This is a genomic window from Chelativorans multitrophicus, from assembly GCF_011317445.1.
In the GTDB taxonomy this organism is placed as follows: domain Bacteria; phylum Pseudomonadota; class Alphaproteobacteria; order Rhizobiales; family Rhizobiaceae; genus Chelativorans; species Chelativorans multitrophicus.
Genome location: NZ_JAAAPL010000005.1, coordinates 89425 through 114028, shown reverse-complemented (window position 1 = coordinate 114028; position 24604 = coordinate 89425). Strand labels below are relative to the sequence as shown.

The 24604-nt window shown below is 62.5% G+C and carries 22 protein-coding genes and 3 pseudogenes; 7 read left to right on the top strand and 18 right to left on the bottom strand.

Translation table 11 applies throughout. The features are described from left to right. The first annotated feature begins 67 nt into the window (after positions 1-67). Together GNP00_RS20115 and GNP00_RS20110 are read left to right on the top strand one after the other, a co-directional pair. The gene (locus GNP00_RS20115) at positions 68-1258 is read left to right on the top strand and encodes a DUF1173 domain-containing protein (RefSeq protein WP_041544208.1); all 1191 of its coding nucleotides are present in this window, start codon (positions 68-70) and stop codon (positions 1256-1258) included. 412 nt (positions 1259-1670) lie between these two features. Further along, complete coding sequence (locus tag GNP00_RS20110; RefSeq protein WP_011578618.1) at positions 1671-2066, top strand: hypothetical protein; 396 nt, start codon at positions 1671-1673, stop codon at positions 2064-2066. Between the two features lie 45 nt (positions 2067-2111). On the opposite strand, the gene GNP00_RS20105 is transcribed toward GNP00_RS20110, so the two are convergent. The 8 genes and pseudogenes from GNP00_RS20105 to GNP00_RS20070 form a co-directional block, all read right to left on the bottom strand. Further along, on the bottom strand, positions 2112-2399 hold the full coding sequence (locus GNP00_RS20105) for a hypothetical protein (protein WP_011578617.1): 288 nt from the start codon (positions 2397-2399) through the stop codon (positions 2112-2114). Beyond that, positions 2396-2827 (bottom strand): hypothetical protein, encoded by a 432-nt coding sequence (locus tag GNP00_RS20100; protein WP_011578616.1) that lies wholly within the window; start codon positions 2825-2827, stop codon positions 2396-2398. Before GNP00_RS20100 ends, GNP00_RS20105 begins: the two co-directional genes overlap by 4 nt. Before the next feature lie 128 nt (positions 2828-2955). Further along, positions 2956-3264 (bottom strand): DUF4326 domain-containing protein, encoded by a 309-nt coding sequence (locus GNP00_RS20095; RefSeq protein WP_041544154.1) that lies wholly within the window; start codon positions 3262-3264, stop codon positions 2956-2958. A 199-nt stretch (positions 3265-3463) separates the two neighbouring features. Then, entirely contained in the window at positions 3464-4093 is a 630-nt protein-coding gene (locus GNP00_RS20090; RefSeq protein WP_011578614.1) for a DUF1419 domain-containing protein, read from the bottom strand. Positions 4094-4228: 135 nt separating this feature from the next. Beyond that, positions 4229-4621, bottom strand: a complete 393-nt coding sequence (locus GNP00_RS20085) for a hypothetical protein (protein ID WP_049764558.1) — start codon at positions 4619-4621, stop codon at positions 4229-4231. A 79-nt stretch (positions 4622-4700) separates the two neighbouring features. Continuing rightward, the gene (locus GNP00_RS20080) at positions 4701-5177 is read right to left on the bottom strand and encodes a hypothetical protein (RefSeq protein WP_011578612.1); all 477 of its coding nucleotides are present in this window, start codon (positions 5175-5177) and stop codon (positions 4701-4703) included. Between the two features lie 73 nt (positions 5178-5250). Further along, complete coding sequence (locus GNP00_RS20075) at positions 5251-7404, bottom strand: ParB/RepB/Spo0J family partition protein (protein ID WP_011578611.1); 2154 nt, start codon at positions 7402-7404, stop codon at positions 5251-5253. A 249-nt stretch (positions 7405-7653) separates the two neighbouring features. Then, positions 7654-8383, bottom strand: a pseudogene (locus tag GNP00_RS20070) (DUF932 domain-containing protein); the annotation flags it as partial. Positions 8384-8544: 161 nt separating this feature from the next. On the opposite strand from GNP00_RS20070, the gene GNP00_RS20065 reads away from it, so the two are divergent. Genes GNP00_RS20065 through GNP00_RS20050 form a run of 4 tightly spaced genes read left to right on the top strand, consistent with a single transcriptional unit; the run spans position 8545 to position 14346 of the window. Then, positions 8545-10008: a tyrosine-type recombinase/integrase gene (locus tag GNP00_RS20065; protein WP_041544153.1), complete on the top strand. Its 1464-nt coding sequence runs from the start codon at positions 8545-8547 to the stop codon at positions 10006-10008. Then, positions 10005-11789, top strand: a complete 1785-nt coding sequence (locus GNP00_RS20060; protein WP_011578608.1) for a hypothetical protein — start codon at positions 10005-10007, stop codon at positions 11787-11789. Before GNP00_RS20065 ends, GNP00_RS20060 begins: the two co-directional genes overlap by 4 nt. Further along, entirely contained in the window at positions 11786-13927 is a 2142-nt protein-coding gene (locus tag GNP00_RS20055; protein ID WP_011578607.1) for a hypothetical protein, read from the top strand. The genes GNP00_RS20060 and GNP00_RS20055 overlap by 4 nt, the downstream gene beginning before the upstream one ends. After that, complete coding sequence (locus GNP00_RS20050; RefSeq protein WP_011578606.1) at positions 13924-14346, top strand: hypothetical protein; 423 nt, start codon at positions 13924-13926, stop codon at positions 14344-14346. Before GNP00_RS20055 ends, GNP00_RS20050 begins: the two co-directional genes overlap by 4 nt. Here GNP00_RS20050 and GNP00_RS20045 read toward each other — a convergent pair. The 4 genes and pseudogenes from GNP00_RS20045 to GNP00_RS20030 form a co-directional block, all read right to left on the bottom strand. Further along, a complete protein-coding gene (locus tag GNP00_RS20045; protein WP_041544152.1) occupies positions 14279-14869 on the bottom strand; it encodes a cation efflux transmembrane domain-containing protein in 591 nt (196 codons plus the stop codon). The two genes, GNP00_RS20050 and GNP00_RS20045, sit on opposite strands and share 68 nt — an antisense overlap. 20 nt (positions 14870-14889) lie before the next feature. Continuing rightward, the gene (locus GNP00_RS20040) at positions 14890-15432 is read right to left on the bottom strand and encodes a Chromate resistance protein ChrB (protein WP_041544151.1); all 543 of its coding nucleotides are present in this window, start codon (positions 15430-15432) and stop codon (positions 14890-14892) included. 32 nt (positions 15433-15464) lie between these two features. Further along, the gene (locus GNP00_RS20035) at positions 15465-16427 is read right to left on the bottom strand and encodes an ArdC family protein (protein WP_011578603.1); all 963 of its coding nucleotides are present in this window, start codon (positions 16425-16427) and stop codon (positions 15465-15467) included. A 102-nt stretch (positions 16428-16529) separates the two neighbouring features. Beyond that, a pseudogene (locus GNP00_RS20030) lies at positions 16530-17030 on the bottom strand (hypothetical protein); the annotation flags it as partial. Between the two features lie 271 nt (positions 17031-17301). Here GNP00_RS20030 and GNP00_RS23460 point away from each other — a divergent pair. Beyond that, positions 17302-18245 (top strand): annotated as a pseudogene (locus GNP00_RS23460) (DUF1173 family protein). Positions 18246-19044: 799 nt separating this feature from the next. Here the strand turns inward: GNP00_RS23460 and GNP00_RS20020 are convergent. The 6 genes from GNP00_RS20020 to GNP00_RS19995 all read right to left on the bottom strand — a co-directional run bounded on the left by GNP00_RS20020 (position 19045) and on the right by GNP00_RS19995 (position 24449). Beyond that, a complete protein-coding gene (locus tag GNP00_RS20020) occupies positions 19045-19779 on the bottom strand; it encodes a heparan-alpha-glucosaminide N-acetyltransferase (RefSeq protein ID WP_011578600.1) in 735 nt (244 codons plus the stop codon). Positions 19780-19873: 94 nt separating this feature from the next. Beyond that, positions 19874-20530 (bottom strand): DsbA family protein, encoded by a 657-nt coding sequence (locus GNP00_RS20015; protein ID WP_011578599.1) that lies wholly within the window; start codon positions 20528-20530, stop codon positions 19874-19876. Then, complete coding sequence (locus tag GNP00_RS20010; RefSeq protein WP_011578598.1) at positions 20527-20976, bottom strand: disulfide bond formation protein B; 450 nt, start codon at positions 20974-20976, stop codon at positions 20527-20529. The genes GNP00_RS20015 and GNP00_RS20010 overlap by 4 nt, the downstream gene beginning before the upstream one ends. Before the next feature lie 3 nt (positions 20977-20979). Further along, a complete protein-coding gene (locus GNP00_RS20005; RefSeq protein ID WP_041544149.1) occupies positions 20980-21600 on the bottom strand; it encodes an SCO family protein in 621 nt (206 codons plus the stop codon). After that, positions 21597-22103 carry a copper chaperone PCu(A)C gene (locus GNP00_RS20000; protein ID WP_246259403.1) on the bottom strand — a complete coding sequence of 169 codons (507 nt, stop codon included), beginning with the start codon at positions 22101-22103 and terminating at the stop codon, positions 21597-21599. Before GNP00_RS20000 ends, GNP00_RS20005 begins: the two co-directional genes overlap by 4 nt. Positions 22104-22193: 90 nt before the next feature. Next, entirely contained in the window at positions 22194-24449 is a 2256-nt protein-coding gene (locus GNP00_RS19995; RefSeq protein WP_484482083.1) for a heavy metal translocating P-type ATPase, read from the bottom strand. Between the last annotated feature and the right edge of the window lie 155 nt (positions 24450-24604).

The following is a 24604-nucleotide window of genomic DNA, read 5'->3' as shown; positions in this document are numbered from 1 at the left end:
TCATGCGCGAACTCGTGACTCAATGGGCGGACAGGGGATGCGGCGGCAGCCCGGAGCAACGGAGGTGATGCGGCGATTCAGGATCGGAGGTGAGGTCTACGCCGATGAAGGGTCAGAACTGCAGGTGGCCCTCGCTGCCGCCTATGGGCGTAAGGAGCGGCCGCTGTGCTTGTGTCGCGATCCGGGGTGCGCGATGTATATCGCGCAGATCGGCAACCTCTACGTGATCAAGCGCATGCCGCTTAGCGGCGGCGAGCACGATCCTTCCTGCGACTCATATGAATCTCCGTATGCACTGTCCGGCCTCGGTGCGTTGATGGGCAGCGCAATCCAGCTCGACGCTGAAAGCGGCGTGGCGGCGCTGAAGCTCGACTTCAGCCTGTCGAAGACAGGCAGCCGAGCAGCGCCCGTGTCAGGAAGCAGTGGCTCCGCCGGGGTGACCGCAGACCCAAAGAAGCTGTCGCTGCGCGGCCTGCTGCACTATCTGTGGCACGAGGCCGAGCTGACGGTCTGGACGTCCAAGTGGACTGGGAAACGACATTGGTGGACTGTCCGGTGGCATTTGCTCGAGGCTGCGAAGCAGATGTCGGTCAAGGGTGGTCCGCTTTCAGACATTCTGTTCGTGCCCGAACCGTTTCGCGCGGACAACAAGGATGCCATCGAGCAGCGGCGCAACGCGGAGCTTGCCGCGGCGCTGCCGCCGAAGAATGGACCACGCAGGTTGATGGTGCTGGTTGGCGAGGTGAAGGAGCTGATCCCAGCGAGGTCAGGCCAAAAGCTCGTCATCAAGCACCTGCCAGGCTTTCCGTTCCTGATCGACGATGCCCTGCATCGACGTCTGTTGACCCGCTTTGAGCGGGAACTTTCGCTTTGGGGCGCCGACGCCTCGTCACACCTCCTCGCCGTCGCGACCTTCGGGCTGAACCCGGCTGGGCTGGCCATCGTTGAGGAAATCGCGCTGATGGTGGTGTCCGAGAACTGGATTCCATACGAGACGTTTCAGGAGAAGCGATTGGTCGATGCTCTCGCCCGGGTCCGCGAGAAAAGCGTCAAGGGCCTGCGCTTCAATCTGCCACCCGATCAGCCGATCGCCAATGCCCTGCTCCAGAACAGGAGAGACCCGGTTGCGCTGTTCATTGTTCCAGCCGGAGCCGACGACACCTTCGACGTGTCCTTGCAGGACATGATCGCCGAGCGTCCGGAAATAGCGACTTGGATGTGGCGCGTCGCCGAGGGCGATATGCCGGCGTTGCCCTAGCCGGCATCACTCCGCTCGAGAGCGATTCCATCAACTTGGTGAATCGGTTCGTCGTCATCGATTCACATAATGCGTTGGACAGACTGGTGCCTCGCCCGGATCATTGTCGAATGGTGGGGAATGATCAGCGATCGTGTTGCAGCTTGAGCCTGCTGCGGCTTTCGGGTGAGCGGCCTGAAGGTGGTGGAGTTCGGCTTATCGTTGTCAAGATCGACGTGTTTGACGCGGATATGCACGTCCGTGGCGTTGCGGACTTTGCTGGCGAGCCTCTCGAAAGCTGGCTTGCACGACGACACGATTTGGTGGATGAGCGAAATTCGAGACTTCGGGCGAGTGGACGATAACACCCGAGCAATGTAGATCGCCGCATGATCCGGGTAGCGGATCGAGTCTCGATCCAGGATAAATATCTATGAGGCGGCAGGTCCGACCCTTCGTGGTGGAGGTGAAGAAAAAGCGCGGTGATCAAGCGCGGAAGCGTTCGATCTGGGGCGGACTGGATCTGTCCGTAGTCGCTGCCGAGACAGTGGCGAGTATTGCAGAGATGAAGCCACAGCAGCGGCAGGTGGAGGCAATTGAACGACCGTCGACATCGGGAAATTCGATTGTCTCTATTCCTGCGATGACGATGCCCCAGATAGATCAGGATGTCGGCACGCGCGATCTTGAGCTTGAACGCGCCGACGAGCCACCCGGTGGAGAAGAGCGCCAGATAGTCGTTTGGAAGCGACGCGGACGTGTCGAAGCACTTCCGCGTGGCCAGAAGTGGAAGCGGCGGTTGCCGAAGGTCCTTCGCAGGAGAAAGTGAATTCCCTCGCGAGCCGATAGGGCGACTGTCCGAGCGGGCGCCTCGCTATTCATAGCGGGGCCGCACTTCGGGATAGAATTTAGGAGCGAAGTTCTCGTACACCGCGACCGAATGGCGTCCTCCGCGGTAAATGACCGATCCGACATCTGGCCTGTGCCGCTGAAGACGCTCCAGAAGCCGGTTCGCGCGGTGTGCGAGGTCATAGGCCCTTTCTTCGGCTTTGAAGGTGCGCCAGATGCGCACGAGTTGGCCGGTGTCGTACCACCAGCCGCCTTCCTCGGGACCGCCGTAAACCCGATCGATCTCGTAAAACGCCAGGACATACGTCGTCATGACGATGCCTCCGCGTGCTGGGAGCCTGGCTCATCCGGATCGCGGCGTTCCTCGATGATCGCTCTCGCCTTCTCAATCGCAGCGACGGCCTTCGGCAGCCAGCTTTGGAAGTCGACTTGGGAGAGACCCATCGGCTGGGCAGGGTAGGCAAGCAGGTCAAGTAAAACAGGGAAGTGATCGACCATGCGGCGCATGGTTTCCTGGAAGTGCGAGGACACCAGGATTTCTTCGCCCTGGTAGGCGGTCTCCGCACCCTTCCAGAGGCCGGTGATATAGGTCGGACCGGGGCATTCATAGTCTGGCAGCTCACCCGACCAGTCGTCGTCCTCGATAGCGTGCCTGCAAGCCTCCTCGGGTGTCGCCGCGTCGTAGGTGCGCTGCCGGTAGTACGGCATGCGGTAGGTGGCTTCGATGGTGAACTTGGGCATGGCATTGCTTTGCTCCTCTGATGAAAAAAGGGCGCTGCCCAGCGCGAGGGGCCGGGCAAGAAATCGACGCATGGAGGTGATCGCCAGGACGCGAGCCGTCGGGTGCAGCGGTCGGGTAGACCGATCGACTATCCGCCTGCTTTGACGCCGCGCCGCCAGGCGATGCGTTGCTCGCGCGTCGCGTTCGCTAATCGGTGCAGGAGGTCCCCGTGGCACGGCCGGGGCGCGCAGAAGCACACAAGGTCGCGGCCGCGCAGCTCGTCGAGCGAGCGCAGAAGGTCATTCTGATCGGCGAGCCATTGCTCATGTTTGGCGATAACCGCCTGGCGATCGCCGTCGCGGCCGATGACGAAGCGATTGCCCCATTTCGATCCGCGGCCGATGTACTGGGCTCCTGGCGGGATTACGTCTGTGTGCTTATTGAGCACCCGGCACATGTTCCTGTTGCCGCCCGGTCGGATCCTCTCTGCCGACGCCGACGTCGCCTCCTCCCGGCCCACCTCTGCCTCCCGCGCAGCGGCCGGTTTATGCTGTGCCGGGGTCGGCGCTTGAGGCTACCGCGCGGGCCGCAGCGCCCATATCGGCCGAATAGGTGGATTGCGCCTCATACGCTTGGTTGGCGTCAGTCCATGCTGCCTAGGAATGGTCCGCATTGCCGCCTCCCCTGCGTGGGGCGTGCCGTAATCTGGCGCGAAGAAGGGCGTCGATTTCTTCCTCCGAAAGGTCCTCTAGCCGCTTAAGGACGGTGCCCTGCGCGCCGGCGTTGACAAGGATAGTGCGCTTGCCGCGATGTTCTGGCGCCCAGGCATCGGGGTTCACGTCTCCCGCGTTGCCTTTGAAGTCGGCATGGGTTGCGGTCCAGATCGCCTCAAGCTTCTCCTCACGCGTCATGCTGTCGACTGCACCCGTCTCGTGCGCGATGATGGCGGCGCGCATGGTATCCGGGCTGCGCTTGTCGGAGAGATCGCAAAAGCCGTGGAACCAGCGTTCGCGGCCGCGGATCCTGATCGCGAAGAAGACGCTGGTGACATAGCCGGCCTTGAATTCCGAGATGCCGAACATGCCGGTTCGCTGGAATAACGGAGGCAGGAGTTCGAGCATGAACCGGTAGCCGTCGGCGGTGATTTCGAACCACTCGCCGGCATAGGGCTTGCCGGAAAGCACATCGATGCCGGGAGTGTCGCGATGGCGGTTGAACAGCTGAAACATCTGCTCGCGCGAGGCGACGCCGTCAAACACTTTGCGGAACGGTGGATGGTCGGACATGACGTACCTCCGATATGGCTGCGCCCTTCCGCCACGGCGGCAGGCGTGGCGTCGGACGATCGGTGGGTTGACGGATTCGGGGTGGGGACGCTGAAACGCCGAGCCGGGTCGGGTATCAGTGCGGTGGCAGGGGCCTTAGGCCGCGCGAGAGCTCGACGCGTCGCAGCTTTCGCGGCCGATGCCGGTAATGGGGCGTACGGCCGCGGCGAGTGTCGGAATATCGTCGAGCATGTCGAGAGCGACGAAGTGATTGGGGCCGCCGGTGTAATCTTTGCGGCCCTTGCAGGTGCGGATCAGGATGCCGTGGCCGGATGACAGGCCGAACTGGCCGACCTGGATGTAGGCGCGCTCGTGGTGGAGGGTGATCTCGCCGGAAACGGCGATGCCCGCCTTGTTCGATCGGATATCGTAGCTACCCGGCTGCAGACCGAGTTCGCTGGCGAGGCTCTTGAGCCGTGAACGGGCCGTTGTGTGAAAGCGCTTCTTCTGCTGTTCGTCGTAGGAGCAGCTCTTGTTCCACTGAAACATGTTGGTCTCCACGAGATGGCCCGGCGACCGCATCAGCGATCCCGGGCCTGTTGAGGTTCAAAATCTGTGACGAGAAAGGTCAGGCCGCTGTGCGCCCCTCGACGGCGTCGGCGCTCACCTCGTCGGCGGTGATCTCCTCGAGGTGGGCCTTCTGGTGCCGGTTTCGGGTGAGCCAGAGCTCGGCAGCCTCACGGTTTTCGGCCAGATGCAGCAGCTCTGAGCTGGCGCCGACGGATTGCAGGACGCGAACCATGCCGATCGCCGGGCGCTCGACAATCTCAAAACGGAGGTCGCTGCCGAGAGAATAGGTGCGCATCACTGTGACCAGAATGATGCCATCCTCACCGAAATCGCCCTCGTGCAGGGTGAAGCAGGCCGGCGAACTGTAGGTCGGGCGCTCGCGCGGCGACTCTTTCTTCACGAGCCGGCCGACGCCGTTGCGGGTTTCCCAGCTAGCAAGCTTCCTGGTGAAGCGCGATGGCGGTTTGGGCATTCCGTCCGAATAGCGGATGAGGCTGCCGAGCGGCGCGTTGTCGTAAACGATTGTTGCGGACATGCGTGTTCTCCATTGGCAATACGAGAAGGGCCCGGCACAATTGCCGAGCCCCGGTGCGGATCGATGAACCCGGCTATTCGGCGGCCAGGATCTGATTCGCCTCGCCATCGTCGGCGGAGGCGGGGTCTTCCGAAGACAGGTCTGCGTCGTCCGCGAGGAACGCCGGCAACTCGGCCGGCTCGTGATCCGAGGCAGTCTCCTCGAGTGCTTCGCCGGACGCCTCGTGGTCGACGGTGGCAGTCGCGTCGTCTCCCTCGAGGCGCAGCGGCTCGGGGAGCCAGTTCGATCCCTGGAGAAGACGGGCAGCCTCCTGGGCCATGCGGTCCTTCTTCAGGTTCTCGATCAGCTCCATGGTCTCCTCGCCGCGAGCCTCACGAACGGCCTGCAGGATTCGGGCCTTGGTCACCCTGCCGAGATAGTTGTCGACGGTGGGCGCCCAGCCGGCAGAGACCATGTCGAAGCGGAGTGTGCGGGCGAGCACGTCGGCATGCGCAAGCGCCCGCGGCCGCTTGTTCCAGACCTCCAATGCGGCGTTGAGGGACAACGAAACGCAGTGCGCGAAGAGCGCCCTTCGGCTTGCTTCGTCAAGGCCGACAAGGAAGTCCCAGAACTCCCCCTCCCCGTCGGGAAGTTCGCGGTCCCAGGCCTCGTGGCGCTCGGTGATCTCCTTTGCCCAGGGAGTGTCGCCGAGACCCTGGACCTGGCTGAAGCTCGCGCTCGTCAACCCAATTTCAAGGCAGGTATCCTGCGCGAAGCGGTAGAAGACCTGCAGCGCGAGCGCATGCAGGGCTGCGACGAAGGCGATGTCTGCGTCGCCGGCAAGCGCGTTGCGCAGCGCCAGCGTCCGCTCTGCCGTCAGATCGAAGACCAGACGATCAGGCAACGGCTTGATCCCCTCGTCCTCGGGTTCCTCGCGCGGCTCAGTTGCGCCATTCACCGGCTTTCCGTTGACGACGACGGGGCTCCCGTTGCCCTCGTACGAGGAAATATTGGCGTCGCCGGCTTCCGCTTCGCCTTCGCCGGCGTCGTCGATCTCGACGCGAGGCTCATCTTCGGGACGGATGAAGCCCGCCTCGATCTGCAGCCGGCCATTTGCGGCGAGCGTCACGAACGCACCTGCCAGCGCCTTTTGGGCAGGATCGTAGAGGTGAGGCCGATCGTCGAAAGCATCGAGTTCGGCGCCGAGTTCATCAAGCTTCTTCTCGACCTTCTCGTCCGCCTCTTCTGCCTGGGCGTATTCGGCATCGAGCTTGTCGTATTCGGCCTTGAGCGCCTCGTAGCGCTCGATCTCCTCGGCGCTCAGCTCCTGCGGCTCGGCATAGATGCGGCGCATGCCGTTCGTGTGCCCGTAGGAAAAGCTGATCGCCGCCTCGACCCACTTCCAGCCTTCGGCGCGGATCGCCTCGGCATCGACCTTCAGCTTTTCGAAAACGAGCTGCTCGAGCAGCGCTGCATCCTGGAACCAGCCGCCGGAATCCTGCTCAAAGAGATCGCGCAGGATGACGCCGCCAGCCGTCTCATAGGCTTCCGCGCCGACGTAGACTGCCCGGCGGTCATCGGCCCGAACGGTGGTCTCTGTCAGCAGCCGCTTGATATAGTAAGGCTCCTGCATGTGGGTATTGGCGACGCGCTCCCACACCTGCTCCTGACGCGCATGGTCGTCGGAGATCGAGAAGGCCATGACCTGTTCGAGGCCGATCTCTTCCTTCTCATAGAGGTCGAGGAGCTTCGGCGAGACGGAGGCCAGCTTCAGACGCTGCTTTACCGTTGCAGACGACACGAAGAACCGGGCGGCGATCTCCTCGACGTCAAGTCCCTGGTCGCTCAGGGTTTTGAAAGCGTGGAACTGATCGAGAGGGTGCAGGTCGACGCGGCGCACGTTCTCGGCAAGCGAGTCTTCCTCGGCCGAGGTCGTGGCATCGCGTTTCACGATGCAGGGGATGGGTTCATTCTTCGCCAGGCGCTTCTGCTTGATCAGGATGCCGAGTGCGAGATAGCGGCGCCCGCCAGCAGGCACTTCGAAATTGCCGGTCTCCTCTCCGCCTTCGTCGAGCACGGGACGGACGTTCAGGCTCTGGAGGAGCGTTCGTCTACCAATGTCCTCGGCAAGCTGCTCAATGGACACGCCGTCCTTGATGCGGCGCACGTTCTTCTGGGAGAGGACGAGCTTGTCGTAGGGAATGTTCTCGGCGGCGCTCAATACGATCTTCCTGATGGCCTTTGCCATGATTAGGTTCTCCATGACGGGCGGCCCGGGGACCCTCCCCGGACCTCCAAGCCCGTCGGGAAACCTCCCCTCCCCCCTCTGCCTCTGCCTGCCGGCGCCGCGGCCACCATTGCCGCAACGCACGCTTCGACCCATAACGAGAAATGGCGCCGTCCTCGTGCTCTGGGGTAACGGCGCCACAAATGCGATCAGAAGGAATGAACCAAACGATCCTCGGAACAGGTATCTAAGGTCGCCGGCATCACAGGGTCATGCTGCGAGATCCAGAAGCTTTTTTGCCCTGCCCTCCATATCGAGCCGCAAATCCTGATGTGGCTTGTCCCGCGCGATACGGGTGATGCCCTGAACAAAGTCGAAGATGGTCTCCGGGGGGCGACCTTCCTCGAGCAGGACGGCGTCGATGATCTTGGTGGTCTCGGTTTTCGAGAAGCCGCGCTTGCGCAGGAATACTGTGCGGTCCTCGTCATCGCGGGCGACGATCCGTTCCCGCGCCGCCTTGATGCCGTTGATGAACGGCATGGGCGAGGAGTCGGCGAACTGGATCAGTGCCGGCTCCGCCTCATGGGCGAAACGGGAGGCCGCGTATTTGGAGTGCCGGATAGTGATTTCCTCGAAATCTTCCACCCCCCACAAATTGCGGTTCTGGCACACGGCGCGGAGATAAAAGCTGGCAATTCCCAGCGTGCGGGCGCCGACCTCAGAGTTCCAGCAGTAGAACCCCCGGAAATAAAGGTCGGGCGAGCCGTCGGGCAGCTTGCCGGCCTCGATCGGGATTGAGGTCGTCGACCAGGAAGAGAAAGACGTCGCGGTCGGACGCATAGAGCGTCGTCGTGTCCTTGGTAACGTCGGCGTGCGGATTGTAGATCCGGGTCGACCAGTCGAGCACGCCCGGCACCTTCCAGCGCGTGTCACCAGTACCGTTGCCGGCAATCCGCTGCACGGCCTCGACCAGCTCATGGTCGAAGATGCGGCCGTTATCCAGACTCTGTGTACCTGTCTCACAGACGTCAGGGTTGGCGGTTAGTATCGCCGACGGTCAGAGAGACAGAATCGTCGAGTGATGCCGGTGCGAAGTTTTTGCCGGGGGGCGGGCTCGAGCCCGTCCCCCGGCAAAAACTTCGGCGCCGTTTGGGAGGTCCATTGCCGCAGCTGTTCTTCACCGATCTTTCCGCCCTGCGCCGTTCCGTGACGGTCAACGGCGCGACATACGAGTTGTCCTCGGACGAGATAGCGGCTGCGGACAGCATCGGCCTCATCGAGGGCATGCCGTTCATTCTGGGAAGCGACGGCACCTACGATCACCATCTCAACCGTTTCCTCCGATCGTGCCCGACCATGGGCGTGCGCTCGATGAACAGCCTTCGCGCCTATGCGCGGGACATTATCGTCTGGATGCGCTTCCTCGAAGAGCGACAGAACGGCAAGTCTGTCTGGTCGGCAGATCGCGATGACATCGCGGCATTCCACGAAGCCCGGCGCTTGTCCGAACCTCCGTTCCGGATATCGGCCTCTTCCTGGAACCGGATGATCGCGGCACTCGACAAGCTTTATCGGTGGGCAGTGGACGAGAAGATTATTGCCGCGGCTCCGTTCACTTACCGGCAGCTCTGGTCACGCGCGTCGACTTCGGGAGCGGTCATAGCCGTTGCGGTGAACTGCTCCAAAGAGAGCGGAGCTCGCAATGGCGACATGCGCTTCCTGGACCTGCCGCGCTATCTGGTGTTCCGCGATGTCGGGCTGCGCGGCAGGCTTCCCGATGGGCGGGAAGACCCGACACGGCGAGGCCGCAACGGAGAGCGCAATGCGCTGTTCGCGGAACTGCTGATCACGACCGGTCTGCGGCTGCAGGAAGCGTCGAGCTTGCTGCTGAACGAGTTGCCCACACTGGATACATGCCTGGATTCCACGGCCCGATCTCTGCCCTTCCGATTGGCCGCCGCGACCGCAAAGGGTTCGCGCGGCCGGGATATCCGCATGCCGATCCGTCTGATCGGGCAGTTGCACGACTATGTCCGGATCGAACGGGACAACGCGCTTGGACGAGCTCGGCGGAGCGGTCGTATCCGCCGGACGCGTAGCCCGATCCCGGTCGTCGAATGCGAGCATCGAGCTCTTCGCCTGAACGATGGCGACCGCGCGGTGAGGATGAGCGTCGATCAGATGACGCCCGCGGAACGAACGCGGCTCGTGGAAGCCACGACGGGCGCGCCTCTGGCGCCCTGGCTGACCGAAGACGGATTGCCGATGCCGATGGCGTCGTGGGAAGCCGTGTTCACGCGAGCCAGCGAGAGATGCCGTCGCTTCGGCTTCGATGACATGCACGTCACCCCTCACATGCTTCGCCACAGCTTTGCTGTCCACATGCTGACGCTGCTTCTGCGCGAACAGGTTGGCTGGGTCATCAGCGAGCGATCGCGGCATCTTGGCTCCGCCTACCGCCGAATGATCGGCGACCCGCTGCTGAAGCTCCAGAGACTGATGGGGCACAGCAGGATCGAGAGCACCTATATCTATCTCGATCACCTCGCGGACAGCCAGGAGATCGTCGATGCGGCGGTGGGCAATCTCGGCCTGGATGTTACCTCCGGGGAGCCGGCGCCATGAGCCGGGGACGACGGGCAACCTTCCCGCCCCGGTTGGAGCCGCCGGATGAGAGCGCCGTAGCAGCCGTCATCGTGGCCGATCCCCGCCGCTTCGCTGTGCGCGTCGACACAGTCGGCGAGATCATCGTCGACCTGAGTACCTGGTCGAACCCATCCTTCGTTGCCGAGATCGCCCCGCTGGTGCGGGAACGCATCCGCCAGATGGGGCCGACGCCGATCGGACGTTCGGTGCAGCGCACGGTGCTCAATCTCCGTCGGTTCTGGTCGTTCCTGGATGCTCGGGAGATTGCCGTCCGAAGGCTAGGCGACATCACCGTCGAGCTGATCAATGATTATGAGGCATGGCTCGAGCAGAATGCCGGGAACCGGCTGTTCCAGCGTCACCTTCTGGCGGCGCTGATCAGCGTGCTCCGCATCGCGGTCGAGGACCGTCCCGGCGTGCTGACGCCGGACGTCGTATCCCGCCTGCGCTATCTCGGTCACGGCGATAGCGGCGGGAGCCGGCCCCGAGACGCCTATAGCGGCGGGATCGCTGAAGCGCTGCGTACCGCGGCCCGGGCTCAAATCGCTGAAGCCCGCCAGCGCATCGCGCTCGGCGACCGCGTTCCGCCGCCTCCGCCGAGAGTCGACGCATGCACGCGGCTGCGCGCCCATCATGATGCCGTCGTCGCCGAGATCATACGATCCGGGCAGATCGAGACGCGACATCCCGCCTTCAGGCGCTTCGTCAATCTCGCGGCCTACCGCAAGGTCGACAGCAGGATCGAGGTGCCGCACCGAGGCTTCCACCTCACGGCGATCGACCTTGCGGCATTCCTGGCGCTGCTGTCGCTGGAGACCGGCATGGAGATGGAATGCCTGATCCACCTGAAGGCGGACTGCCTGCGCAATCCCACCAGAGGCTATGTCGAGATCGAGTATTACAAGCGCGGTGCACGCGGCTCGGAGTGGAAGCGCCTTCGGGTGCGGGATGGATCGAGCGGCACACCCGGAGGGCTGGTCAGAATGGCGATCGCGCTCACCGAACGTGCCCGACGACACACTGGGTCGGATCGCCTGTGGGTCCTCTGGACCATCGACGGCTTGCGTCCAGCCAATGAAGAAGGCGGACAAGGCATCGCCGCCTTCGTCGAGCGCTATCATCTGGTCGATGACGACGGCGCATCGCTGCGGCTGAGGCTGTCGCGGTTGCGGAAGACACATAAGGCCGAGTGGTATCGACGCACGAACGGCCAGCTCGAGCAGTTCGCCGTCGGGCATTCGATCAGCGTCGCGGTCCGGCACTATGCAGATATTCCGGCCCTGCGCCATGTTCACGAGCGGACCCTGGCCGCCGCGTTCCACGATGCCCTCGACGCTGCGCTGAAGCCGCGCATCGCCACGAGCGAGCGGGAAGACCTTGTCGCAGAGCGGCAAGACCCGCCTCCGGCGATGGACGAGCAGGATGTGTGGCTCGCGCGATGCGGCAGCTTTTACGAGAGCCCGTTCGCTGAAGCGGGCAAACCTTGCCCGACCCCGTTCTGGGGGTGCCTGGAATGCGAGAACGCCGTGATCACCGAACGCAAGCTCCCGGCGCTCATCGCATTCCAGTCGTTCATGGCCGATCAGCGCGCCACCCTCAACGCTGACGAGTGGTCGATCAAGTTTGGCCGCCCCTGGCACCGCATCACGAAGCAGATCCTGCCCGCCTTTGCGCCCCAGATCGTGGAAGCGGCCCGGACACGGATTGCCGCAGAAGGGCCGACGCTACTTTATCTGCCGGTTGAGGCGACGGCACAATGACGGCGACGAACGTCGCCCAGGCCACAGCCCCGTCGGCCATACGCAGCCAGAGCGACATCGTGCTCTGCTCGATGAAGCTCAAGGAAGGGACCGACCGGGAGACGCTCTCGCGCTTCGGCGACGACGTGTGGAATCTCGATCCGGCAATCTTCCATGTGACTGCGCGCAATGCATTCCGGACGATCGACTTCACCGATATTGCCTGTCCGGTGGAGAGGCTGACGGCCAAGGAATACATCTTCGCCTGGCTCAACGAACGCCTTCCGGACCGCTCGGGGCGGTTGCGGCCGTTGAGCGCGCGAGCAGCGCTCGCCTCCCTGCGCCAGTTGATGGCGTTCGTGCGGGAACGGGAGGGCCGCTTCGATGCCGCGCTCATCGATCAGGATCTGCTCGACGCTTACCTTGCTCTCCAAAAGAACCGGCCCGTGTTGCCGAGCCGGGTTGGCGCCTGCCTGAGACCGGTCGTGCAGTTGCATCGGCTCGCCCGCTTCCTGACCCATGGCGGCTTGTGCTTCGTTCCCTGGAACGGGACGCCGGTCTACAAAGTGGCGGGCTGCGGCGGTCGGCCATATGAGAACATGACGCCCCGCATTCCCGAGCCGGTGATCGGCGCATTGCTGCGCTGGTCGCTGCGCTATGTCGAGCTGTTCTCGACCGATATCCTCGCGGCACGCGACGAACTCGACGCCCTTGAGGCCGCCTATGCAGCGCGCCCGCGCTATGCCCGGCGCGGCAGCGTCGAAGGGCGGCTTGCGGACTGGATCGATAGGCGGCGTCAGGCGGGACGAGGCGTTCCCGTCTGGAACGAACCGAGGCGCATGGGTGGCATCTGCTGCGCTATCGCGCTCGACCAGCTCCTGAACGGCCAGGTTCTGAACATCCGGCTGATCTCGTTGCAGAGCGGCTTGCATCCCAGCAACCTCATCCAGAACAAGATTGCCTATGGCCGGCTTCTTGACGCCGTGAAGGAACTCGGCGTCGAGCAAGGCGGCATGGACACGCCGATCGCCATCGATCCCGATAGCGGCCAACCATGGCGGCCGCGCTTCGACGCCTATGTGTTGGCACACGAGGAACGGCAACTTCAGACTGCCGCCTACATCCTGTGCGCCTATCTGACCGGCATGCGCGACGGTGAGGTCCAGGCAATGCGGCCCGGTTGCCTTCAGCGCAAGTGCAGCGCCGACGGCATGATCGAACGGCTGGCAATACGCAGCATCGTCTACAAGGGCCGGCAAGAGCGTGGCGAACCAGAGGAATGGGTGACGATCGAGCCGGTCGGCCGCGCTGTCGAGATCGCCGAGCGCCTTGCGGCAAGGCATCGGCCGCGGCGCAAGGATGACGGCATCTGGATCGTTCTGCACCACGCCGTTGCGCTCGATCGCGGCGTGCCGCATGTGGTGCGACAGATCAATCGGTATCGCGAGCACCTGGACGAGCGCTTCGGTGCATCGGAACAACCTGCAATCCCGCTCGTGGAGGGCCGAAGCTGGATCTTCAACACACGGCAGTTCCGGCGCACCGTGGCCTGGTACATCGCCAACCGGCCGTTCGGCGTGGTCGCCGGCAAGATCCAGTACAAGCATGCCTCCGTCGCAATGTTCGACGGCTATGCCGGATCATCGGCTTCCGGCTTCCGCCAGGAGGTGGAGCAGGAACACCATCTGGGGCAGCTCGACGACATCGTTGCGCATTACGAAGCGGCGCAGCGCGGCGAGCGACTGGCCGGCCCCGGCGCGTCTCGCGTCACGCACGAGATCGACCGTGTCGCGCAGGAGATCGGCTCCCTGCCGGGCGTGATCGCAGACGGCAAGCGCGTGAAGGCGATGCTCGCCCACCTCGCGCGCACGCTGCACGTCGGCTATCTGAACGACTGCTTCTTCGAGCCGGCGACGGCGCTTTGCCTTAGCCGGTCGACGGGTTCGGCAAGCGAGCCCATCCTGTCGAACTGCGCCCCTGACCGCTGCCCGAACTCCTGCATCGCGCGTCGTCATCTGCCGTCGTGGCAGGCTGCGATCGCGCATGCCGAGGCCATGCTGGACGAGAAGCGATTGTCGAGCGTGCAGCGGACCGCAATCCGGCAGGACCGGGATCGAATGCGCAAGCTGATCGCGCCACTGCTGGAGGAACAGTCGTGAAGCCGGTCAGCGCATCCACAGAGCGAGCTCTTCGCGCCGCGCTGATCCGGCTTGTCTCCGGTAATGCGGCCCGGACGGACGGCCGACTGACGATCGCCGGTCTGGCTCGGGAAGCCGGCGTCAGCCGGGCGACCGCGAACCGTGCTCCAGTAATACTCGCCGAACTGCGGCGGGTAGCCGAAGCCGCAAAGCTGTCCCGATTGGAGGAACCCCGCTCACCGCAGAACGCCACAGAGCGGGATCGGCGTGAGCGGGAGAATGTGGTCGCTCAGCATATCCAGGCCCGTGCCCTGCTACACCGCGCCGACGAACGTCGGATCGGGGCGCGAATGCGCCCGTTGCTTTATGAGATCAAGCCTCCGCAGCGCGATGTTCCGAGCGTGCCGCCTGCCACACTTCTCGCGCGGCATCGGCGTTGATCGCAGCAATACCAAGTCCGACGATCAGGTCGGGCCAGGCCGACAGGGTGTAGGCGGTGAGCAACCCGGCGGCGACGATCGCGACGTTGGCCAGCGCGTCATTGCGTGCCGAGAGGAAAGCGGCCTTGGTGAGGCTGCCGCTGTGGTGGCGGAAGCGGGTCAGCATGAGAGCGCAGGAGAGATTGACCGCGAGAGCGCCGAGGCCGGTCAATGACAGGGCAAACGGCTCCGGCGGGGTCAGTGTCATGAACTTGTCCCAGGCAGTCCAAAGGGTAGCCAGACCGGGGACGAGGAGGATGCCAGCGAGCGCCATCCCGACCATGGCCCGGCGGCGGGCGGACCACCCGAGCGCTGCCAGGATCAGGAAATTGACTGACGTATCCTCGAGGAAATCGACGCTGTCGGCAAAAAGCGACACCGAGCCGATGGCAAGCGCGACGGCAAACTCGACGCCGAAATAGGCGAGATTGAGAAGAGCGACGAGACGAACCACTCGCCGCAGGTCCTGTTCATGGGATGACATGTCCAACGTGTCGGCTCCAGTCAGCGGTTCTCGTCGTGAGCGTCAAAAACCTGGCGAGCATAGGCGTCGAGCAAAGCCTCACACGCGCGCAGCCGCTTCTCGGCCTCCGCACCGAGCGTTGCGCCATAGAAGTCGAGCTTGCGGATCTTCTCGAACCAGCCCTGCAGCTTCTTCAGATCGACGTCGTTCTCCTCCAGTTCGGCGTAAGTGAAATGGTTGGCCGCCCGCTCCTTGGCGATCTCCGCCTCGAAGTCGTCGCACTTGTCGACGAACTCGCGATAGGCTTCGTCGCGGTCAGCCTTGAAGCGGGCGATGACCTTCTCCTCCTGCGCCCGGTCGAGCGCGACTGTCTCCAGGATCACGGATTCCCCGCCCATCTCGCCGACGTCGTTCTCCAGCATCTTCAGCCGGCGGACGTGATCGTCGGTCTTGGGCAAAAGGCAGACGCCGTTCTGCAGATAGACGGCGCCCATGCCCTTCAGCCGTCGCCAAAGCGCGATGCGCTTCGCCGCGGGTTCGGGCGGCACTTTGTAGGTCAGAAGGAGCCAGTTTGCAGCTGTCATCGTCACATGTATAATGTTACGACCGTTACAGTTCAACCGAAATGATCCCGCGCGTGATTGAGAGTGGGATACAAATCCCGAAGCCCCGTCACGGATGGAGCCGCAGCGGCCTTAGGCTGCTGCGCGTGCATCCAGTCGGCGGCCTGCTGCGCCTTGCTGGCGGCTGTGAAGATGGCGCGGGGATCGTCCTTCAGCACTTCGATCCACGAGGCAATATACGCTGCATGATCGGCACGCGGATGATGGGCTATGCCCAGATCGGCAAGGACGAGCCCGCTGAGAATCTCGACGCAACACTCCTCGGCGGCATAGGCAGCCGAGCCGAAGCGACCCGAGAGATCACGATCGAGCCGGTGCTTTGCTCCCGAGGCGTGGCCGTCCTCATGAAGCCACACGCCATAAAATGAGGCGGCATCGCGGAAGGAAGCGAAATCCGGCATGAACACCGTGTCCGATGACGGGAGGTAGTAAGCTTCCGAACCGCCGAACACGGTCTTGATCCCGAGATTGGCGATGAAAGCCTCAGCATGCGCCAGGCGTTCGCTCTCCGGCAGGAGGTCCACCGGCGGCTGGTCGTATCCGTCTACCTGCGCGACGTTAAACACCGAGAAGGCCCGGGCAAACATCCGGCGGTGGCCACCGACGTCGTTGTCATCGTCGTCAGCCGGCTCAGACGAAGCGACCTGCTTCCACAACACGACGGTGGTCGAGCGTTCGCCTTTGCGCACCTGGGCGCCGGCGGCCTGCCATTGCCGGTAGGTGCCCCATAAGCCATCGCTGTAACCGCCAGCTATGGCTGCGGCCAACAGCGCCACCGTGTTGATGCCGCGGTAGCACTTGCCCGATGCGACATTGGTCGGGCGGGCAACACTTGTCCCGTTGTGGAACCACGGCGCACGCCACTCGCCTGCATCTTGCTCGATTGCCGCGATGATCTCGGCAGTGATGCGCGTGTAAACGTCGGCACGCGCTCCGGAATGCATCCTGGAAGTCATCGTGAAAGCTCCTTGAGAGCGACGCGAGCGCACGGGATCGCCACCGCTTACGGGCGGCGTCGAGCTCAACATCGATGGAAGGGATCAGTGAAAAGCCGGTGAGACAGCTTGACTGTTCAGATAACGCACATAGTCCGGGCCCGTGACCGCCCGGAGCTCCAGGCGGCCGTTCTCGATCTCGAGCGTCTTGACCTGCTCGGTGCGGTGGGTGGACAGGCCATATTGTAGATTGATGCCGGCAAGCGCGGCTGGAAGCTGGCGCAGATAGGTCGCGGGTGCGCTGACCAGGCTGGCAAGCTGGCCAAAACTCCAGTGTGTCGGCGCGACCGGTGCGCGGGCATCTGGCAGCATGAGTGTCAGCCGCTCGGGATTGTCGCGAGAAGCTTCCACACGGATTGTCTCGCTTTCCACGATCCGGGTCTTGCTGTGTTCAGACCGCCGGCTCACCGCATTGTTGAGATCGGTGAGAGAGAGGTAGCGTTCGTCGTCCGGCCGGTTGAACCATTCCGACGATACGCGCCCGATGCGCTGGCCACGGCTGATGTCGACCTTGTAGCCGTTGGGCGTAGTGCGTGAGGGTGCCAGAATCTCAGTATGGGTCATGATCGTTCTCCGCGACGGGCACCGGGAGACTCTCTCCTGGCCTCGACCCGCCGCCGCATCCGGGCCTCCCCTCTGCCTCCGCCAGCGCCGGCAGGCGCGAAGCGCGCAGCCGTAGCTGCGCCGCGCCTCCATATGAGATCACGCGCGAAGGGTACGCCGGCCCCGGCTGGCGGCGGCGAAGCAGTGCGTGCACACGAAAAGCTCTGAGGGTTGCGTTGCCGCCCAATCCGTGAATCAATGAAAGACAGGGGATGCGGCGGCGTCCGGAGCGATGGAGGCGATGCGACGATTCAAACTTGGTGACCAGGTTGTCGAGGAGACGGCGCCGGATTTGCAGGTAGCGTTATCCGACGCTCATCGTAAGCGGGTTCGACCGCTTTGCCTCTGCAGGGGAGGCGGACTTTCGATGTACATCGCCCATGTCGGCGACCAGTACATCGTCAAGCGCATGCCTATGTCGGGTGGGAGCACGATCCCGTCTGTCCTTCCTACGAGCCACCAGACGAGTTGTCCGGTCTCGGCGTGTTGATGGGCAGTGCGATCCTGGTCGATCCGGAGAGCGGGATGTCCGCGCTTAAAGTCGCCTTGAGTCTCACGAAAATCGGCACGCGGGCTGCGCCGAGTGCGGGGACGGATACGACTGACAGCATCGCTGGCGACGCAAAGAAGCTCTCGTTGCGCAGCGTGCTCCATTATCTCTGGCATCAGGCCGAGCTGACGGCTTGGACGTCGCGGTGGGCTGGCAAGCGTCACTGGTGGAATATTCGCTGGCACCTGATCGAGGCCGCGGGCCAGATGACGGTGAAAGGCGGAATGCTCAACGAGATGCTTTTCGTGCCTGAACCGTTCCGGTCGACGGACAAGGCCGCGATCGAGCAGCGCCGGACCGAGGCGCTGGTACCGGCACTTCCGCCGAAGAGCGGACCGCGCAAATTGATGATCCTGGTGGGTGAGGCCAAGGATTTTGCTCCGACACGCAGTGGCCACCGATTGATCGTCAAGCTCATGCCGGACTTTCGGTTCCTGCTGGATGAAAGGCTGTATCTGCGACTGAAGGGTCGTTTCGAGAACGAGCTGGCACTGTGGGACGCGGACGAGGCTACTCACCTGATGGTGATCGCGACGTTCGGGCTCACGCCGACCAGCCTTGCAGTCATTGAGGATATGGCGCTGATGGTCGTCGACGAAAACTGGGTGCCTTTCGAATCCGCATAGGAAAAGAGGCTGGCCGACACACTGGCCAAGCTGCGTGACCGAAGCGTCAAAGGGTTGCGCTACAACCTGACGGCAGAAAACGCCAACCGCGGCGGTAATGGTGCAGCGTCAATCCCGGCCGATCGCGCTTTTTGTGGTTCCGCCTTCGGCGGACAAAGCTTACGAAGAGGCCTTGGAAGAAGAACTGATCACGGCCGGAAATCGGCGCCGGATCTGGCGCACAGCGGAGGGCGAGATGCCTTCCATGCCTCTTCGGTGAACATCGCACTGTCTCGGCTATCAGCGCATCTTGGTCGACTGGCAAGTCGGATTCTTGGGCCCTGCCCTTGCCCAATATCTTGAGCGGTTTCCCAAGCGGGTTTGGCTCATTTTCGCACGTGCGATACGAAATTGTGCATTGCAATATCAACGGCGTTCGGTATGATCCCGTTGTCGGCCATCTACTCCTCCCAGATGCGATGCCGATGCTGGATGCGGTACACCTCCTCCCGCGCCTTGTCCATAGATCGAGCCCGCTGCGACCTCCTCCCGGCAGCGGGGGGCTTTTTTCCTTGGCCGTCCGGCATCGAGGCAAGGCGAATGGATCGATCCTCCAAGCGTTTTTTGTGGCCCCCCGAAACCTGATGATCCCGAACGGCCGAAGGTGAAATGCCACCACTTTTCCTCCCAGTGAATTGAGATGGATCTTTTCAGCGACAGGAGACGGCGAATCCCCAGAGTTCCTCAACACCATTTCGACCGGGTGTGTTCTGTTGCTTCAATCAACACGGTGCCATCGGAATCCTTCCAGTGGGATGTCTCAACGTGGTGTGGAGAAAACCCACGACAGGGGAACGATGACGCTCAGGAGTATTGGCTGGTGCACGAGGTAGATCGGAAGGCTCCGATTTCCCATCCAGACCAAAATCCTTGCAAGCCATCCTTGCATCGGCTGGTCGCCCAGAGAACCTTGCTCACGTCGATATGCGAACAGCTTTGCGCTTGCCATGCCCAGAAGCGTGACGCCGACCCACGGGAAAATGGGGACGAAATCGTTGCTGGGTGGAGGGCGTTCTGCAAATCCGATCCAAGCCAGCCACCGCGTGTTGAATGCCGGTGCATCCGCAACGAATGGCAGCATCAGCACTATTGTGGCCGCGCCCAAACAGACTAAGGGGCTAGCGCGCAAGAACAGTGCACCAAGCAGCGTGGCAGCCGCGATCGCGTGGAGAATCCCGAAAAAGATGAAGCTCTCCGGGAAAACGAACCAGGTAACCAGCGTGATGACCATCGCATAAGCGGTGATGGAGAAAAGACGGCGGGTAAAGGCTCTCACGTGAATGGTTTCGCGATGCGCGAGCACCAGACTGACACCAACGAGAAACATGAATGTTCCGGCTAGGCTTCGTCCAAAAGCCAACCAGACTGGGTGCCGTGCGACACCGTTGATGATCCCGGTGAATTCCAGATCCCACACAATATGAAACAGGACGACGCCTGCGATCGCCAGTCCTCGTGCGACGTCAATCGCTACAACGCGCTGGCCGTGGGCCATGTCTTTGCCTCTCCTGTGCGCCATGGATTCGCAGATCCTCGCACGCGGCGCTCCGGCCCTGGCTAACGGGTGGGCATCGCTCTACGCGTGCGGCTCATTGAGTGCCTTGAGCGAGCTTGACTTCAGTCTCGACAAGATCGACGAGCTGTTGCGGCCCGAAGGTTTGCATGCTCTTGCCGTTGACGAAGAACGTTGGGGTCTGCTCGACGCGCCACGTATCGATGTCCTTCGATTCCTGATCGAGGACTGCTGTAACGTCCGGTGAAGAGGCGTCTTGCCGCGCGCGCTCGAGGTCCAACCCGGCGGCGGCCGCGGCCTGCCATGCCTTGTCAATGACCGGCCCGCTATGCGGGGCCCATTCCGGCTGCGCGGCCAGGAGAGCTTCCAAGACGGGTTCGAAGAGATTTTGCTTTCGTGCGGCTTCAAGGATTCCTACTGCCTGGTCCGAACCGTCGTGGAATGCGGCGTATCGTAGGACGAGTCGGACATCCTGAGGATATTGTGCAAGGATGTTCTTTACGATGGGATAGAAGGCGCGGCAGGCTTCGCATGACGGATCGAAGAACTCCACGATGGTGACAGGGGCGCTGGCCGGTCCCATGACTGGCGAGTAGTCTCTGACGAGGCTGGCATTGTCGGAGATCGCCTCAGCACTGCTTCCACCAACACGGTCATAGTAGAGCACAGACCCCGCGAAGAGGATGGTGGAGGCGACGGCAGCGGAGACGATTATCACCTGTCGACGGTTCATCGATAAACTCCGGGGCGGCACAGGAAAAGGAGCCCGCCGATTGCCGCAAAGGCAATCAGCGAAGCGAGCGGCAAGGGCACGCTGCCGAGAATGGTCATAGCTTCTCCAGCGCAAGATGGCCCGGCGCGCGTGCACGGGACTATCGCTTCTTCTATAAGGCCGAAGTAGATCAATGTGTGAAACAAGGCGATCGCCGCGCCCAATCCAACGAGCGGCAATGCATAGAATTTGATGCTGGAATCAGAGCGAAATGCCGCGATTCCCAAGATAATCGCGAGAGGAAACATAAATATCCTCTGGAACCAGCAGAGATTGCATGGTGTCTGCCCAACGATCTCTCCAATGAACAAGGCGGTGAGCGTTGCTGCTACCGCGATCATCCAAGCGAACAATAGCCATAAGCCATTGCGCTCCTCCACCACGTCGTTGGACAATTTGTTCAACATGCATCAAGAACCCGTGACTTGATCTCTTGCTATGCGACGAAGCTTTTCCAACCGCGTCTCGCGTGGCTCGTGCATATCCATCATACCGCCAAAGCTGCCATCAGATTTCATGAGGAACACGCCGGCAGTGTGATCCATCGTGTACTCGCCGGCCTCCAAAGGAACCTTTTTCGCGTAGGCGGAAAAAGCCTTAAGCGCGGCATCTGTCTCGGCAGCCGTACCACGAAGCGCCAGGATCCGGCTGTCGAACGATGTCATGTAACTTGCCAAGGCTTCTTGGGTGTCGCGCTGCGGATCGACCGTGATGAATAGAACCTCGAAACCGTCGGCTACAGGTCCCAGCTCCGTCATCAGGTCCGTTAGCTCGAACAGCGTCGTCGGACAAATGTCGGGACAGTAGGTGAATCCGAAAAAGACCAGATAGGGTCGACCGGCCAGCGACTGATTGTCGACGCGTTCGCCGGTATGCGACACCAAGGAGAAAGGCCCACCGACTTTCGCGGTGCCACTTGAAGTCTCGACCGTAGGACTGCGACCGGATCGTTGCGTCGACACGATCACGAACATGCCGAGCACCACGATGGCGGCCCACACCATGAGCCGGAAGGCCCGCAGTCCGCTCACGGCGTATGACCGCCGTGCTCATTGCCGCTGCCCGTTTCCACCGTGGGGTTTCTCTGCACGACAAACTCGATCTCTACGGTCCCGGCCCGGGCGAACTCCAATGTCGCCTTGAAGCTGCTCCCTTCGATCAGCTGCTGGTTGGGTTTGATGAGCATAAGGTGGATGCCGCCTGGCGCCAACTCGACCGCGGCTCCTGCAGCGATCTCGACTCCATCGGGAAGTGGACGCATGCGGGCTGTGCCGTCATCCATGGTCATCTGATGGACTTCGATCCGATCAGCTATCGGAGTCGATCCGCCGGTCAGTCTGTCGGGCTGTGACCCTGAATTTGTCACCGTCAGATAGGCTCCGGCGACCGGGGCAGCGGACGGCGTGACCCGTGACCACGGATGGCCAATCTTGATATCACCTTGCGAGAATTGGTGTGCAAAAGCTGATGTAGAAAGCAGCATCGCGGCCAATATGCAAATGAGCTTCACGGTCAGCTTGAACCCGGACGACAATGGGTTTCCTCCAACTATTGTTCTTTCGCGGCTTTATCGCCCTTTCGTGTCATAGGGACCACTACGCACTTCGCCGCATAGGGACTGCCATCATGTTTCACGAAGCCCCTTCCAGGCGAGCAGGCGCATGGCATTGGCGGTGACCAATACCGTCGCGCCGGTATCGGCAAGAATGGCGGGCCACAGCCCGGTCACGCCGAGAACCGTGGTTACGAGGAATACGGCCTTCAGGCCAAGCGAGAGGGTGATATTCTGGAGGATGTTGCGCATGGTGAGGCGCGACAACACCACCATATTGGCGATGTCCTTGACACGGCCATGCAAGACCGCCGCATCGGCTGTTTCCAGAGCAACGTCCGTGCCGCTGCCCATGGCAATGCCGATGTCAGCAGCTGCGAGCGCCGGAGCGTCATTGATCCCGTCACCGACCTTGGCCACGAACTTGCCCTTCGCGCGCATCTCGCCGACGATCTTCTGTTTATCCTGCGGCATCAGTTCTGCGCGTGCTTCCATGTCGAGCGACGAGGCTATGGCTTTCGCCGTCCGCTCATTGTCGCCCGTCAGCATGACGGTTTCGGCTCCAAGATCGTGTAGCGCGGCTATACCGGTCTTGGCGTCCTCTCGCGGTTCGTCGCGTATTGCGAAGAGGCCCGCCACTTCCGTTCCGGCAAGCAGCACCGAAACAGTCTTGCCTTCGTCGTTCAGCGCGGCGATTTGCGATAGCAGCCCTTGGTCCAATTTGACCTTTTCGGCCGCGGCGCGCGGTGAAGCCAGAAAGAGCTTCACCGCATCCACTGTCCCTACCACACCCTTGCCGCCAACAGCGCCGGCATCGGTGGCGGCGACGACAGGAACCTTGTCAGCCTCCGCCCTTGCCAGGATGGCCACAGCCAGCGGATGGCTCGATCCGGCCTCAAGGGCCGCTGCGAGCCTCAATACCTCGCGCCCGTCGCGTGCCACACCGATGATGTCGGTGACCTTCGGCTTGCCTTCGGTAAGCGTCCCGGTTTTGTCTAGCGCGACGTAGTTGACTTTGCCCAGATTCTCCAGCACCGCTCCGCCCTTCATCAGGAGACCACGGCGCGCGCCGGCGGATAGCGCCGCGGCGATTGCCGCAGGCGTGGAGATGACCAGCGCGCAGGGGCATCCGATCAGAAGAACTGCGAGGCCACGATAGATCCAGGTGTTCCATTCCGCGCCGGCAAGCAGCGGCGGCAAGATCGCTATCAGTGCAGCCACCACCATTACGCCCGGGGTATAATATTTCGAGAAGCGATCGATAAAGCGTTCGGTCGGCGCCTTGGACTCTTGGGCCTCCTCGACCAATGCGATGATACGGGAAATGGTGTTGTCGGCCGCTGCTGCCGTTACACGCACCCTGAGCACGCCTTCCTGATTCACAGTGCCGGCGAAGACATTGTCGCCCGTCTCCTTGCGCTTCGGTACGGACTCGCCGGTCACCGGCGCCTCGTCGACCGCGCTTTCGCCGGAGAGCACGATGCCGTCGGCGGGCACACGGTCGCCGGGCCGAACGAGCACCACAGCATCTACCGTCAGGCTTTCGGCGGGAACCGTCTGCGTGGCACCGTCGCGCTCAAGGAGCGCAGTCTTGGGCATCAGTGTTGCGAGCGCCCGTATCGAGGCGCGAGCCCGGCCTGTCGCTATCCCTTCAAGGAGTTCACCGACAAGAAACAGGAAGACGACGACGGCGGCTTCTTCGGCCGCATCGATGATGACAGCTCCGACCGCCGCGACCGTCATCAACGTCTCGATTGTGAAAGGGCTCCCGTTTGCAGCACCGAGCAAGGCGCGTCGCGCAATTGGTATGAGCCCGACGGCCATTGCAATGATGAAGCCCCACGGCTGGGTCTGCGGAAGAACCTGCGAAAGCCCAAAAGCGACGGCCAGCGCGATGCCGCAGATGATCGTCAATTGCGCTTTAGATGTTTTCCACCAGGGTCCGTCCTGCGGCCCGTGATCGTGCCCGTGCATGCCTTCCAGGGCATCAGGCGCCTCGGTAGCGATCCCGCTTGCTGTCAGTGCCTGGTCAAGCCTACCGTCCGGCCCATGGACATGGTTTGCGGGGGTGGTGGCCGGCTTTTGTCCCGCAGGGCCTATCGGCGCGGCTTTGTAGCCAAGGCTGGTGACCTTGCGGGCAAGTCCGTCGAGGTCAGCCTTGCTTCCGTGCGTGACGGTCATGGTGCCAGCAACAACTGATACCTTCACATCAGTGACATCCGGCATACGGCGCACTGCCGTGTCGATCTTTGCCGCACAGCTCGCGCAATCCATGCCCGCGACGCGAAAGCGGGTCTGATGCGCGCCTGGCGACGCAGTCTCCTCGATGTAACCAGTCGCGACGCGATATTCGCCTGAATGACTGTGCCCCGCGTGATCGCGATCAGCATGATCGTGCTTGCAATCCGGCCCGTGAACATGTCCGGCATGGTCATGGCCGGAATGGTCGTGTCCGGCGTGATCGCAGTCATGATCCGCATGAT